Genomic DNA, 12,784 nt, shown 5'->3' with positions numbered 1-12,784 from the left:
CAAACTGACACGCGGGAGCTTGGACCCACCAGGCTGAGAGTGCGCATGTCGACCGTACGCCACGCGATCGCGGCGGACGTTCGAGGGGGCGCTGACCGCCGGAACCTGTCCGGGTAATGCCGGCGTAGGGAGTATCGGCCATGCCGTCTGCTTCGTCATCCTCTTCTTCGGGCGCCCACGCGTCCAAGGGTTTCCCCGAGTCCGGAGCTCCCGGGTCGGAGGTCACCACGACCGCGACCGCCGTCCTGGACCCCGCCGGCCGCGTCGAGGCCCCGCTGGTGCTGGACACCGAGCCGCCGCGCACGCTGCGCTTCCGGGACCACTTCGCGCTCTGGATGAACCTGGGCGTCAGCCTGATCGGCTTCTCCACCGCCGCCACCGTGCTCGGCGCCCCCGGCAGCGAGCTGTCGCTGGCCGCCGCGCTGACCGCGATCGCGGTCGGTACGGCGGTCGGCACCGCGATGCTCGGCGTGGCCGCGCTGATCGGCGCCCGGACCGGCGCCCCCGCGATGGCCAACCTGCGCGGGCTGTTCGGCACCCGGCTGTCGTACCTGCCGACGGTGCTGAACATCGTGCAGTGCGTCGGCTGGGGCGTGTTCGAGCTGCTGACGATCTCGGCGGGCGCCCAGACCGTCGCCCACACCACCGGCTACCGCTGGTTGTTCGTGCTGCTCGCGGGCGCGCTGACCACCGCGCTGACCATCTGGCCGCTGGGCTCGATCGCGGTGCTGCGCCGCTTCGTGGCCGGGGCGGTCGCCGTCGCGATGGTGTACTTCACCGTCCAGTTGGGCCGCCATGGCGTGCCCGACCCGGGCGCCGGCAACTGGCACGGCTTCCTGGGCGCGACCGACGCGATGATCGCGGTGTCGGTCTCCTTCGTCCCGCTGGCCGCCGACTACACCCGGCACTCGCGCACCGCGCGTTCGTCGTTCTGGGGCAGCTTCTCCGGCTACACGATCGCCCAGGTCTGGTGCTACGCGCTCGGTCTGATGGCGCTGCTGCAGTCCGGCGGCGACCCGAACAGGGTCTTCGACTCCTTCCTCGGTGTCTGGGCGGGCTGGCTGTTCCTGCTGGTCCTGGTGCTGCGCGAGACGGACCAGTCCTTCGCCAACGTCTACTCGACCGCGATGTCGGTGCAGAACCTGCTGCCGAAGGTGGACCGCCGGCTGCTCAGCGGCGGGATCGGCGTGCTGATCACCGTGCTGGCGCTGCGGATCGACAGGTTCACCGACACCTACACCAACTTCCTCGGTCTGATCGGCTCGGTGTTCGTGCCGCTGCTGGCGGTGCTGGCGGTGGACTTCTTCCTCGGCGCCGGCCGGCACGGCTGGAACCTCTCCGAGGACGCGCCGTCGCGCTGGACGATGCTGCTGCCGTGGGTGCTGGGCTTCGCGGTCTACCAGTTCATCGCGCCGACCGCGGTGGCCGGCTGGTGGACGGACTTCTGGACGTCCGCCCAGGCCGCCCTGCACTTCACCCCGCAGGAGTGGACCTCCGCCTCGCTGTTCGCCTTCCTGGTGCCGGCCCTGGCCACCTGGGCGCTCACCCCGCTGTCCCGTCGCGCCGCGCGCTGACCCGTCGCGCCGCGCTGCCCCGCCGGGCGCTGACCCGTCGCACCGCGCGCTGACGCCCGGCCATCCGAAGACGGCCCCGCAGGTTGGGGCCGTCTTCGCCCCCGCGTCACCTGCGCCGCCTATCGTTGGCCCCGTGACCAGCCCAGACCTGTCCTCGGCGGCGGCGCGCACCGCGCCGCCCGTCCAGGTGATCGCCCACCGCGGTTCCTCCCACGCCCTGCCCGAACACACCCTCGCGGCCTACCGCCGCGCGCTCGACGAAGGCGCGGACGCGGTCGAGTGCGACGTCCGGGTGACGGCCGACGGCCGGCTGGTGTGCGTGCACGACCGGCGGATCGGCCGGGTCTCCAACGGCCGGGGCACCGTCTCGGCGATGACGCTCGCCGAGCTGGAGGCGTACGACTTCGGCGCCTGGAAGACCGGCCGCCCCAGCACCGACCCGGAGCTGCGCGGCGTGCTGCGGCTGGAGCGGCTGCTGGAGCTGGTGGTGGACTGCGGCCGCCCGGTGGACCTGGCGATCGAGACCAAGCACCCGGTGCGCTTCCGCGGCCGGGTGGAGGACGAGCTGCTGCGGATGCTGGAGCGGTACAAGATCGGCGCGACCCAGGAGGGCGGCCGCCCGTCCGCCCGGATCATGAGCTTCTCCTCGATCGCGCTGAACCGGGTGGCCGCCGCCGCGCCGGACTACCGGCGGGTGTTCCTCTTCGAGCGGACGCTGCCGCTGCGCGGCCGGCTGCGCGAGGGCGCGCCGCTGCCCGGCGGGGCGCGGATCGCCGGGCCGGGCATCGAGCTGGTGCGGGCCCGCCCGCAGTTGGTGACCAGGCTGCGCGAGCTGGGGCACCAGGTGCACGTGTGGACCGTGGACGAACCGGCCGACGTCGAACTCTGCCTGGAACTCGGGGTGTCCGCGATCATCACCAACCGGCCCGCGGAGGTGCTGGCGCAACTCGGCCGGTGATCCGCGGACGCACCGTGGGCCGTGCCCGCCCGGCCGTAGCGCGCTGGTCGGCAGTCAAACCTTCACCGCGCGGTATTGCCGGAATTCCTGCCCCCGGACGACAGAGGGTGAGCAGGGAATGACCTGGTGTCGACCCTCCGTCGCGACACTCGAAATGGGCTCGCGGGATCGTCCGGTGCCTGTTTCCGACGCATTACGAAGGGGCATCTCTCCCTCGGCTGACGCTGAAGGAGGTCCGGGGGTGGCGTTGATGGTGGCGCGTGAAGTGCCGACTTCATCGACCATGGCAGTGCCGCACGGCCCAGCGAGTGTCGGGGTCGCGCGGCGCCGACTGCGTCGAGATCTGGGTGACCGGCAGATACCGGAACCGGTCATCGATGATGCCGTACTGATCCTTTCCGAACTGTTGAGCAATGCGTGTCGATACGCCCGCCCGCTCGGCCCGCTGCCCGCGCTCGGCCGCAGTGCCCGGGCCGAGGTGCTCGGGCAGGTCCTGGTCGGCGTCCCCTCCGGGGCGCACCCCGTGCCGGGCGGCCGGGAGCCCGGCGAGGGCGCGGCCGAACCGGACGGCGGTGTGCTGGTCCGCTGGCAGATGCACGCCGACGGCGTGCTCACCCTGGAGGTCACCGACGGCGGAGCGGCCACCCGGCCACTGCCCGCCAGCCCCTCGCTGACCTCCCGCGGCGGCCGTGGCCTGAGCATCATCGACCAGCTGGCCAGCGACTGGGGCGTGCGCGACGCGCCCGGCGAGGTCACGGTCTGGGCCGCCCTGCCCGCCCGCGCCCGGCACGCGCGGCGCGACAACGGCGGCGCCCGTAGCGCATAAAGGGCACCCGTCACGCATAAGGCACCCGTCGCGCGCCTCGCGGCACCCGTCGCGCACAGCGCGGCACCAGGACGCGCAGCGCGGCGCCCGCCCGCCCCGGCGCGTACGCGCGCGCCGGGGCACGCACGGGTGCCCCGCGAACGTCAGTAGGCTTCCGGGACCAAGACCACCGTCCCCGGGAGAGCCGCACCATGGGCAAGAAGGCCGCCAAGAAGGCGCCGCAGCGTCAGTCCACCACCGCCGCCACGGGCGAGGTCCCCGTGGTCGGGGCCCGGGAGGACTGCCCCTGCGGCTCGGGCCGCCGGTACAAGGCCTGCCACGGCCGGGAGGCCTCGCACGCGGTGCAGGAGCTGGTGCACCGCCCGTTCGAGGGCCTGCCGGGCGAGGCCGACTGGGTCGCGCTGCGCGAGCTGGTGCCCGCCGCCACGGTGCCGCTGACGCTGGCCGCCGGCGTCGCCGAGGGCGCCATCGGTGACGTGCCCTCGGTGACCCTGGCCACCGTGCTGCCGCTGGCCTGGCCGGCGCTGCGCCGTCAGGACGGCTCGATCCTGCTCGGCCTGCAGACCCAGTCCTCCTCCGGCGACCTCAGCCGCGACCTCGCGGACGCCCTGGAGCTGGCCCTGGCCACCGAGCCGGGCAACCCGGTGCCGGCCCGCCGGACCGTCCCGGGCGGTCGCCGCCTGCAGGACCTGCTGGACACCACGGCCGCGTTCACGCCCGACGTGCACACCGGCTTCGAGTTCTGGCTGGAGGACGCCGAGACCGCCACCGGCGAGGTCGCCGCCTCCCTGGAGCGCGCCAACGCGTCGGCCATCCCGACCCGGAAGCTGGCCGGCCTCGACGCCGCCTACTGGTGCGGCACCCCGGACAAGAACCACCTGCGCTGGGTGATGACCGTGCCGGAGGAGCAGCTGCTGGACGCGCTGGCCCGACTGAACGCCGCCGACGAGGCCTCGCTCGGCCCGGACACCCGCCTGGTCGGCTCGTTCCGCGCGCACGGTCTGACCGTCCCGGTGTGGGACCTGCCGCTGTCGATGACCGCCGCCGACTGCGAGAAGCCGGCCGCCGAGTTCGGCGAGCGGCTCGCCGCCGTGCTCGCCGACGCCACCCCGCTGACCGCCGAGGAGCGGCGCGCCCGCGCGAACCTGGTGAACCGTCAGGTCACCTTGAACTAAAGCGTGCAGGATCCGCGTGATACGCGTCACATTGTCGCCGTGAACGCGCAATTTCCGGGCGTGGAGGGCGTCTTGGAAATTGGCGCGAGCGCAGATCCTTGTTACTGTCTAAAGAGTCCGGCCGCTGGTGCATCCCCCGTCGCCAGCGGCCGGATCTTTTGTTTTTCCGGACGGCCGCGTGGATCACCGCGGATCAACACCCGGAGCCCGGACCGGATCCCGGCCCTGATCGCCGCGGGGCGGCCGGCCCGGATCGCCGCGTGGACCACCGCGGGTCAGTACGCCGAGCGCCCGCTGTCCAGCCGGACCGTCGCCTCCACCAACTCGCCCAGCAGCGGCCCGACCTGGGGCAGCCAGACCCCGCCGCCCGCGCCCGGTCGCGGAGCCAGCACCCAGCGCACCCGCCCGGCCGGCCCGCCGGGCGGCAGGGCCAGGAAGCCGCCCGGCCCGTGGTAGCGCAACGAGCCTGGCACCCAAGGAAGTTGGGCGAGCATCTCGCCGAGCACCGCCAGCGAGTACGGGGCCACCAGCAGCGCGTAGCGGCCCGGCATGGCCAGCACCGGGCCCAGCGGCATCCGCAGCGCGCCCAGGTACGCCACCGCCCGGGCACCGGCCGCCGCGGGCAGGCTGACCGCCGAGAGGGTGGTGCCGGTGGCGGCCAGCACCGGCGCGTCCGGGTTCTGCCGCTCCCACCACCAGCGCACCATCCGGGCGTCCGTGGTGGCGGCCAGCAGCGAGGGGTCGTGCGGATGGGCGCCCGGGACGCCGCAGTCCGGGTCACCGCAGGAGCAGCGGCCGCCGTTCAGCACGGTTCCCGGCACCACGGGCCAGCGGTGGTCTCCGGCGGCCGTCAGGGCCGCGCACAGCCGGGCGGCACGCTCCTCCGACCGGTCCTTCGGGTTCTCACGCATGGCGCTCGTTCCTTTCCCTGACCGCTCGGTTCGCTCCACCTTCCATCGGCGTCGCCGGCACTCCCCGCACGGGCCGGCCCGCGGCACGGCCCCGGGCGGAGCGGGGCGGAACGGGGCGGGCGGCATGGCGGACGGCGCGGCTACGACGTGGAGCACGGTGTGGAGCACGACATGAGAAGGGCCGCGCACTGGAACAGCCCTTGGAACGAGAATCCCGTATGCGACCGGATGGACGCCGCCCGGGCGCGCTTGGTTCCACCGTACGAGTGAGAGAGGCCCGGCCGAACCGGCTCGCGGGCGGCGCGGGCATACGATCCGGACGGCCGCCCGGTCCGTCCCCTCGGTTCTGCCCGCTTGCGGCTCGCTCCATGCCTCCCGGCCCGACCGGCGCGCGCCCCAAGCGTGCACGCCCCCCGACCGGGTCGCGGTGGCCGTGGAACCGGCGACCGCGTCGTCCTGGATCTGGACATGCCCCGAATGGCCTGTGTAGAAGTGGTGGCATTGCTGTCGATCAATCACGAGTAGTAGCGAATCGAGGCGAAACACGCCCTTTGGCCGTGCTCGCTCCACATCGGCCGTACCTGGGGGTTTCGCATGGCACGTAGCACCGCGTCAGGAGTGGCGGCATGAACGAGTCCCACCAGTCGGCGTCCCACCCGTCGACGACGACCGTCGAACCTGGCCGCCCCGGCTGCTCAGGCGGGCTCACCGTCCTCGACCCGCCGGGCCTGCCCGGTCCCGCCGACGCGCCGGCCGACCCGGCGGACGGCTCGGCGGACGGCCCGGCGGACGAGCGCACGGCACCGTCCACCGCGGTGCAGGACCGTTTGGCCGGACGCCTGTCCGATATCACCAGCCTGCACGAGCACACCGAACGGCTCGTCCGGGCCCGCGGCCTGGCCGCCACCCTCGACACCGTGCTCGCCTCCGGCGCCGCCCTGCTCGGCGCCCGCCGCGGCGTCCTGGTCACCAGGCTGCCCGGCGGCGGCCCCGGCCAGCCGGTCGGCTTCGGCCTCGACCGCTCCAGCCTCGGCGCCCTGGAGACCGTCCCGACCGAACAGAGCCTGCTCACCCGGCTGCTGCGCGAACGGGACCGGCCCGAACAGCTGCACTCCCCCGACCTCGCCACCGACCCGGGCGTCGGCGCCCGGCTGCGCGAACTCGCCGTCCACCTCGGCCTCGGCGGCGCCTACGGCCTGCCGCTCGCCACCACCGAGGACGGCCCGCTCGCCGCCGTCCTCTGGTTCTACGACGAGCCCGCCGAACCGACCGCCTGCCAGCGCGAACTGGCCCACCACTACTGCGAGATCGCCGCCCCGCTGCTTGCCAAGCAGCTGGAGGCCGACCGGATCCGGCGCACCACCGAGGCGCTGCGCCGCGGCCTGCTGCCCGACTGCCTCCCCCGGACCGCCGGACTGCGGCTGGCCGCCCGGCTCGTCCCGGCCGGGCTGGAGCGCTCCTGCGGCAGCGACTGGTACGACGCGATCCCGCTGCCGGACGGCACCGTCGGCCTCACCGTGGGCTCCGTCTCCGGCGACGGACCCGGCGCCGGCCCCGGCTCCGCCCCCGGCGCGGCCGCCGCGATGGGCCGGGTCCGGGCCGCGCTGCGGGCGTACGCGGTGCTGGAGGGCGAGGACCCGGTCTCCGTGCTGGGCGACCTGGAACTGCTGCTCAAGACCACCGAGCCGACCCGCACCGCCACCGCCGTCTACGCCTGGATCGAGCCCGAGGAGCGCCGGATCACCCTCGCCGGCGCCGGGCACTGCCCGCCCGTCCTGGTCGGCCGGCACGGCGCCGAGTTCGTCGAGACCTCGCTCTCCGCCCCGCTCGGCATGTTGGCCTGCTGGGAAGCGCCCGGGGTGGAGTTCACCGCCGAGCACGGCGACACCCTGCTGCTCTACACCGAGGGGCTGGCCCGCCGCTGCGGCCCCACCCTGCACGCCGGGCAGGCCAACCTGCGCCGGGCCGCCGCCGACGCCCCGCGCGACGTGCGGATCGACCCGGACCGGCTCTGCGCCCACCTGCTGGCCGTCTGCCCGGAGCCGGTGGCCGCGTCGACGGCCACCGACGACCTGATGCTGTTGGCCGCCCGCTTCGACTGACCGCGCGTTCCACGCGTTCCACGCAACCGCGGGCCCCGACCGGTCGTACCGGTCGTACCGGGCCCGAACGAACGAGCGGCCGGGCGTCCGTACCATGGACGCACGGCCGCCCGCGCGTGTCGCGATCCGACACCTCCCCCGAGGGGCGGCAGTACCACCCCCAAGGAGGCGTTGCACGTGACCGAGGACCGTACCCCCGCGGTGGCCGAGAACCCCGAGGCCGAGGGCGGCGAGGAGCCCGAGGAGTTCAAGGGCCGCAAGAACGGTCTCTACGGCGAGATCTCCGACGAGCTGGCCGCCTCGATGAAGTCCGGCTGGGCCGACACCGAGCTGCACGGCCTCACCGCCGTCGCCCAGGCCCCGTACGCGGCCGAGCGCCGCGCCAAGCTGTCGGCCGCCTACCCCGGCGAGCGCCTGGTCGTCCCGGCCGGCAACCTGCGGGCGCGCTCCAACGACACCGACTACGCCTTCCGCGCCTCCAGCGAGTACGTCCACCTCACCGGCGACCAGACCGAGGACGCGGTACTGGTCGGCGAGCCGACCGGCGCGGCCGGCCACGAGTTCACGCTCTACCTGCTGCCCCGCTCGGACCGCGAGAACGGCGAGTTCTGGCTGGACGGCCACGGCGAGCTGTGGGTCGGCCGCCGGCACAGCCTGACCGAGCAGGAGCAGCTGCTCGGCCTGCCCGCCCGCGACGTCCGCAAGGCCGCCGATGAGCTGGCCGAGCAGGCCAGGGACTCCGCCGTGCCGACCCGGATCGTCCGCGGCTACGACGCCGGCCTGGAGGCCGCGCTCGCCGACACCCTCGACGCCGACAAGGACGCCGAGTTCAAGGAGTTCCTGAGCGGCCTGCGGCTGGTCAAGGACGCGTGGGAGATCGGCGAGCTGCGCGCCGCCTGCGACGCCACCGTCAAGGGCTTCACCGACGTGGTCCGCGAGCTGGGCCAGGCCGTCGCCACCTCGGAGCGCTGGATCGAGGGCACCTTCTGGCGCCGCGCCCGGGTCGAGGGCAACGACGTCGGCTACGGCACCATCGCCGCGGCCGGCCCGCACGCCACCACCCTGCACTGGGTCCGCAACGACGGCGACGTGCGCCCCGGCGACCTGCTGCTGCTGGACGCGGGCGTCGAGACCCACACCCTCTACACCGCCGACGTCACCCGCAGCCTGCCGATCAACGGCCGCTTCACCGAGCTGCAGCGCAGGATCTACGACGCGGTGTACGACGCCCAGGAGGCCGGCATCGCCGCGGTGAAGCCCGGCGCCCGCTTCCGCGACTTCCACGAGGCCTCGCAGCGCGTCCTCGCCGAGCGGCTGCTCGCCTGGGGCCTGCTGGACGCCTCGGTGTACGACGTCCAGAAGGTCCTGGACCTCGGCCTGCAGCGCCGCTGGACCCTGCACGGCACCGGCCACATGCTCGGCCTGGACGTCCACGACTGCGCCCACTCGCGCCGCGAGGAGCACGTCGACGCGCTGCTGGTGCCCGGCATGGTGCTCACCGTCGAGCCCGGCCTGTACTTCCAGCAGGACGACCTGACCGTGCCGGAGGAGTACCGCGGCATCGGTGTCCGGATCGAGGACGACATCCTGGTCACCGCCGACGGCAACGAGAACCTCTCCGCCGGCCTCCCGCGCCGCGCCGACGACGTCGAGGCCTGGATGGCCTCGCTCGCCTGAGCCCGAGCGTGCCGGAGGGCTCGGCCTCCCGAGCAGCGGGAGGCCGGGCCCTCGGTCATCCGCGCGGATCCGTCACCGCGCGATCGGCCCCGCGAAGGGGTTCCAGCGGGCGGCCTGGTGGCCGTTCGCCCGCGCGCCCACCAGGACGTCCACGCCGTGCTGCGGCGCCTTCTTCAGCGTCACCCGGAAGGCGTACTCCGCCGAGTCGTCCCACCGCTTGACCTACAGCCCGGTCGGGGCGACCGAGACCAGGCCGTCGCAGTCCTCCTGCACGTCCACCGGCTTCCACGCGCCGCCGGCCATCGCCTCCACGACGACGTCGTGCGGGTCCAGCGGATCGACGCCCGACAGGGCCACCACGGGACGCACGTTCGCGGTGCCGCCCGGCGAGGCGACGACGAAGGAGAAGACGGTGGGGGTGGTCCCGACGATCCCCGTGGCCGCCGACGACACCGCCGTCACCGCCGGCCCCTGGTGGTCGACGACCGAGGCGTTCACCACGGCCTTCGCCAGGCCCCGGGTGTCCTCGGAGTTCGGCACGGGGGCATCCGCCTCGATCGCGAGCCGGCCCGGGGTGTTGGCCAGGGACATCCGCATCCGGTACTCGATGGTCCGGCTCTCACCGGCGGCGAGGGCGAAGGCCCCGTCGTTGCGGTTCAGCACGTAGTCCATCCCGGAGCCCTGGCTGAGCCGGTCCAGCGTCTTCCAGCCCGAGGCGTCCTTGCGCTCCAGCGTGCCGTCCGCCATCGCGACCGCCCGTCCGCAGGGCGCGCGGCGGCGGCCGGTGCAGCGGCCTGGGCGGACGCGGGTGCCGGGACGGCGCCGGCGCCGGGCGTCGCCGAGGAGACAGCCGCGGGGGCGGCGGCGACCGGGGCTGCGGCCGGGGCGGCGGCGACGGAGGCCGCGCCGTCCGTCGGTCCGCATGCCGCGGCCCCCACGGCGACGACGACGGCCAGTGGAATAATCTTCGCAATACGGGCGATAACGGACGCGTTCATGTGACAGTCCCCCCAAGAGACCTGGTGCTGGTGGTGAGCGAAGGATCGGGCGCGTCGTCGCGCGCCCCGAGGAGCCGGCCCGAGCCCCGGACCCGCCGGCTCGCTCTCCCCGCCTCTCACCCGTATGGACGCATATCCCGCCGGAGGGTTGCAGGCGGGCTCGAAATACTTTCCGCAGGCTCCCCGGAACGCCGAAAAGGCGCTGTGACCAGTCGAAACCGCAGGTCACAGCGCCCAGACGAGGGCCGTGGCAGGCCTACTTCACGGTCACCCGCAGCGGAACGCTGCGCTGGCCGAGGCTGTCCGGCACGCCCTCGGCCGGGATCAGCAGGGCCTCCGCGCTGACCGGCATCACTCCGGCGCCGTCCTCCTTGGTCAGCTTCATCCGGTACTTCAGCGTCACGCTCTGCCCGGCGGCCAGCGGGAAGCTCCCGGCGGTACCGGGCTTGCCCATGGCCGGCCGGTTGAGGTTCACCGGGTTCCAGGCCGTGCCGTCCTGCCGCTCCAGCGTCCCCTGCACGGTCGGCTGGCTGCCCCCGTACGCCTCGGCGACCACGAGGGGGGTCACCTGGTCGTAGCCGGTCCTGCCGGTGTTCTTGAAGGTGACCGAGAACATCGTGGGAGTGCCGTCGTTCGGCACCTGCTGACCCGTGACGAGGCCGTCCACGCTGACGGTGACGGCGTTCGCGTTCGCGTCCGCCTGCGCGGCCGCCGGCGGCTGGTGCCCGCTGACGTCCAGGGTGTCCAGGATCGAGACCAGGGCGGGCTGGTACTCGGCCTTCAGCCCGTTCGCCACGATGTACACCTGGTCCGACTTCAGCCCCCACATCTGGGCCGTGAAGGAGTCACCGGGCCGGCAGGTCACCTGCCACTGGGTCTTGTCGATGGTCTCCCCCGCCACGACGTCCTTGGTCCACAGCGGGGAACCGACCGAGGAGTAGCCGTTCTCGGGGACGTAGGGGTGGCCCCAGACCGGGCAGTTCGGCTGGTGGCCCCAGCCGGACGGGGCCGCCAGGTCGGCCATCGTGGGCCAGGCGCCGGCCGCCGGTTCGTCCGGACTGTTGTAGGCCACCACCAGCACGCCGTACGGCTCGCACTTCGCCTGCGACCAGCCCTGCTGCGGCTCGGTCGGCGCGCCCGGGCTCAGGACGCAGACCCGGTCGGCCGCGACCGGCACGGCCTTCCAGCCCGCCGGGACCTTGAACCTGACGCCCCGGAGGTTGTACGAGCTCACGGCACCGGGCGCCGGGGGGCCGGTGGTCCTGGAGGCGGAGGAGGACGGCAGGCCGCCGGCGAGCGGGGCCTCGGTCTCGGACCCGCCAGTCTCGGACCCGCCGGTCGGGGTGCCGGGGTCGGTGGGGGCGGCCGTCGGGCTGGGGGTGTCCGTCGGCTCGGGGGTCGGGCTGGGCGAGGTCGTCAGGGTGGCGGCCGGCGGCGGGACCTCGTCCTGGGCGGCCGGCTCGCCGTGGAAGGTGAGCACACCGATCGCCATCGCGGCGGCCAGGCCGAGCGGCACGGTGACGGCGTACACCGGGCGCAGCCGGCGGACCCGGCTCTTCGGGGGCGCGGCCGGGCGCAGGCTCGTCGCCGTGACCGCGCCGGCCCGGGCGGACATCGCCTCGCGGAGCAGCCGTTCCGTCGGGGTCTCGGCCGGCCCGTCGCCGTCACCGCCGGTGCGGCGGGGGAGCTTGTCGGTCATCGAACCTTCTCCAGGTGCTTTTCCAAGGCGTCCAGAGCGCGACTGGCGGTGGACTTCACGGCACCCCGGGACAGTCCCAGGGTCTCGGCGATCTGCGCCTCCGACAGGTCGGACCAGTAGCGCAGCACCAGCACCTCGTGCTGGCGGGGAGTCAACTCCTGCAGGGCCACCAGGACCCGGCGGTGCTCGTCGTTGAGCACCGCGTGCTCCTCGGCGGACGGGGCGTCGGCCACGTGCGGCGGCACGTACTCGCGGGCGGTCTTGCGGCGGCGCAGCATCGAGCGGGCGCCGTTGACCACCGAGGTCCGGAGGTAGCCGAGCGCGTTGTCGAGGTCGTCCAGCTCCTCGCCGTAGCGCTGGTAGAGCCGGGTGAAGGCGTCCTGGACGACGTCCTCGGCCAGGTCCTGGTGGTCGACCAGCAGGACCGCCATCCGGACCAGACCGAGCCGGTGGGCGTGGTACAGGTCGGTCAGGGTGGGCCGGTCCTCGACCGGCTTGCGGCCGCCGCGCAGCAGCCGGAAGCCGGAGCGGCGCTGCTTCGCCTCCTGCTCGGTGGCGGCACCGGCGAGCGGCTCGTCGGCCTCCTGCGCACCGAACAGCAGGGCAACCACCCCACGGACGGAGAAACCGCGCGCTCCGGTCGGCGCGGCGGTCGGCCCGATGGCCATGGACATGTGCGTTTCCGCTTTCCCCCGGGACGGTGACGGCGCCGGCCGTTCCGTCAGGTTCACCTGATCAAGATCGTGATCGGGGGGATCCTCTCGACCGCCCTCGGCCCGGCTCCCTCCGCCCCGTACCAAAGGACGTGCGACGGGAGTGAAGGTTGCAGGCGGGTTCGAAGAAAGTTCCGAGCAGGCCCGGACG

At 74.0% G+C, this 12,784-nt stretch carries 10 protein-coding genes and 1 riboswitch; of the genes, 6 read left to right on the top strand and 4 right to left on the bottom strand.

What is annotated here, in order from left to right; genetic code table 11:
- The first annotated feature begins 1 nt into the window (after position 1).
- A riboswitch (TPP riboswitch) is annotated at positions 2-148 on the top strand.
- The 4 genes from AC0B61_RS03565 to AC0B61_RS03550 all read left to right on the top strand — a co-directional run bounded on the left by AC0B61_RS03565 (position 141) and on the right by AC0B61_RS03550 (position 4,533).
- Positions 141-1,574, top strand: coding sequence for a purine-cytosine permease family protein (locus AC0B61_RS03565; RefSeq protein ID WP_471738962.1), 1,434 nt, complete (start codon positions 141-143; stop codon positions 1,572-1,574). Its footprint overlaps the riboswitch before it by 8 nt.
- Positions 1,575-1,707: 133 nt before the next feature.
- A complete protein-coding gene (locus AC0B61_RS03560) occupies positions 1,708-2,532 on the top strand; it encodes a glycerophosphodiester phosphodiesterase (RefSeq protein ID WP_471738961.1) in 825 nt (274 codons plus the stop codon).
- Positions 2,533-2,938: 406 nt separating this feature from the next.
- Positions 2,939-3,358: an ATP-binding protein gene (locus AC0B61_RS03555; RefSeq protein ID WP_471738960.1), complete on the top strand. Its 420-nt coding sequence runs from the start codon at positions 2,939-2,941 to the stop codon at positions 3,356-3,358.
- Between the two features lie 191 nt (positions 3,359-3,549).
- The gene (locus tag AC0B61_RS03550; protein ID WP_471738959.1) at positions 3,550-4,533 is read left to right on the top strand and encodes a DUF5926 family protein; all 984 of its coding nucleotides are present in this window, start codon (positions 3,550-3,552) and stop codon (positions 4,531-4,533) included.
- Between the two features lie 275 nt (positions 4,534-4,808).
- Here the strand turns inward: AC0B61_RS03550 and AC0B61_RS03545 are convergent, their stop codons facing one another.
- Complete coding sequence (locus tag AC0B61_RS03545) at positions 4,809-5,444, bottom strand: bifunctional DNA primase/polymerase (RefSeq protein ID WP_471738958.1); 636 nt, start codon at positions 5,442-5,444, stop codon at positions 4,809-4,811.
- Between the two features lie 626 nt (positions 5,445-6,070).
- On the opposite strand from AC0B61_RS03545, the gene AC0B61_RS03540 reads away from it, so the two are divergent.
- Together AC0B61_RS03540 and AC0B61_RS03535 are read left to right on the top strand one after the other, a co-directional pair.
- Positions 6,071-7,546 carry a PP2C family protein-serine/threonine phosphatase gene (locus tag AC0B61_RS03540; RefSeq protein WP_471738957.1) on the top strand — a complete coding sequence of 492 codons (1,476 nt, stop codon included), beginning with the start codon at positions 6,071-6,073 and terminating at the stop codon, positions 7,544-7,546.
- A gap of 177 nt (positions 7,547-7,723) precedes the next feature.
- Positions 7,724-9,223, top strand: a complete 1,500-nt coding sequence (locus AC0B61_RS03535) for an aminopeptidase P family protein (RefSeq protein WP_471738956.1) — start codon at positions 7,724-7,726, stop codon at positions 9,221-9,223.
- Positions 9,224-9,445: 222 nt separating this feature from the next.
- Here AC0B61_RS03535 and AC0B61_RS03530 read toward each other — a convergent pair whose 3' ends face one another.
- The 3 genes from AC0B61_RS03530 to AC0B61_RS03520 form a co-directional block, all read right to left on the bottom strand.
- Complete coding sequence (locus tag AC0B61_RS03530; protein WP_471738955.1) at positions 9,446-9,970, bottom strand: hypothetical protein; 525 nt, start codon at positions 9,968-9,970, stop codon at positions 9,446-9,448.
- 507 nt (positions 9,971-10,477) lie between these two features.
- Positions 10,478-11,920, bottom strand: a complete 1,443-nt coding sequence (locus AC0B61_RS03525; protein WP_471738954.1) for a hypothetical protein — start codon at positions 11,918-11,920, stop codon at positions 10,478-10,480.
- Positions 11,917-12,588 (bottom strand): RNA polymerase sigma factor, encoded by a 672-nt coding sequence (locus AC0B61_RS03520; RefSeq protein WP_471739366.1) that lies wholly within the window; start codon positions 12,586-12,588, stop codon positions 11,917-11,919. The genes AC0B61_RS03525 and AC0B61_RS03520 overlap by 4 nt, the downstream gene beginning before the upstream one ends.
- Positions 12,589-12,784: the final 196 nt, after the last annotated feature.

The sequence above is a fragment of the Kitasatospora sp. NPDC023385 genome, assembly GCF_055664045.1.
The sequence above is the reverse complement of the archived record's forward strand: the minus strand, read 5'-3'. Positions and strand labels throughout refer to the sequence as shown.

Coding starts and splice junctions, on each gene's coding strand:
- AC0B61_RS03540 (WP_471738957.1), top strand. CDS start 6,071: ATGAACGAGTCCCACCAGTCGGCGTCCCACCCGTCGACGACGACCGTC.
- AC0B61_RS03550 (WP_471738959.1), top strand. CDS start 3,550: ATGGGCAAGAAGGCCGCCAAGAAGGCGCCGCAGCGTCAGTCCACCACC.
- AC0B61_RS03530 (WP_471738955.1), bottom strand. CDS start 9,970: ATGGCGGACGGCACGCTGGAGCGCAAGGACGCCTCGGGCTGGAAGACG.
- AC0B61_RS03545 (WP_471738958.1), bottom strand. CDS start 5,444: ATGCGTGAGAACCCGAAGGACCGGTCGGAGGAGCGTGCCGCCCGGCTG.
- AC0B61_RS03520 (WP_471739366.1), bottom strand. CDS start 12,588: ATGGCCATCGGGCCGACCGCCGCGCCGACCGGAGCGCGCGGTTTCTCC.
- AC0B61_RS03565 (WP_471738962.1), top strand. CDS start 141: ATGCCGTCTGCTTCGTCATCCTCTTCTTCGGGCGCCCACGCGTCCAAG.
- AC0B61_RS03525 (WP_471738954.1), bottom strand. CDS start 11,920: ATGACCGACAAGCTCCCCCGCCGCACCGGCGGTGACGGCGACGGGCCG.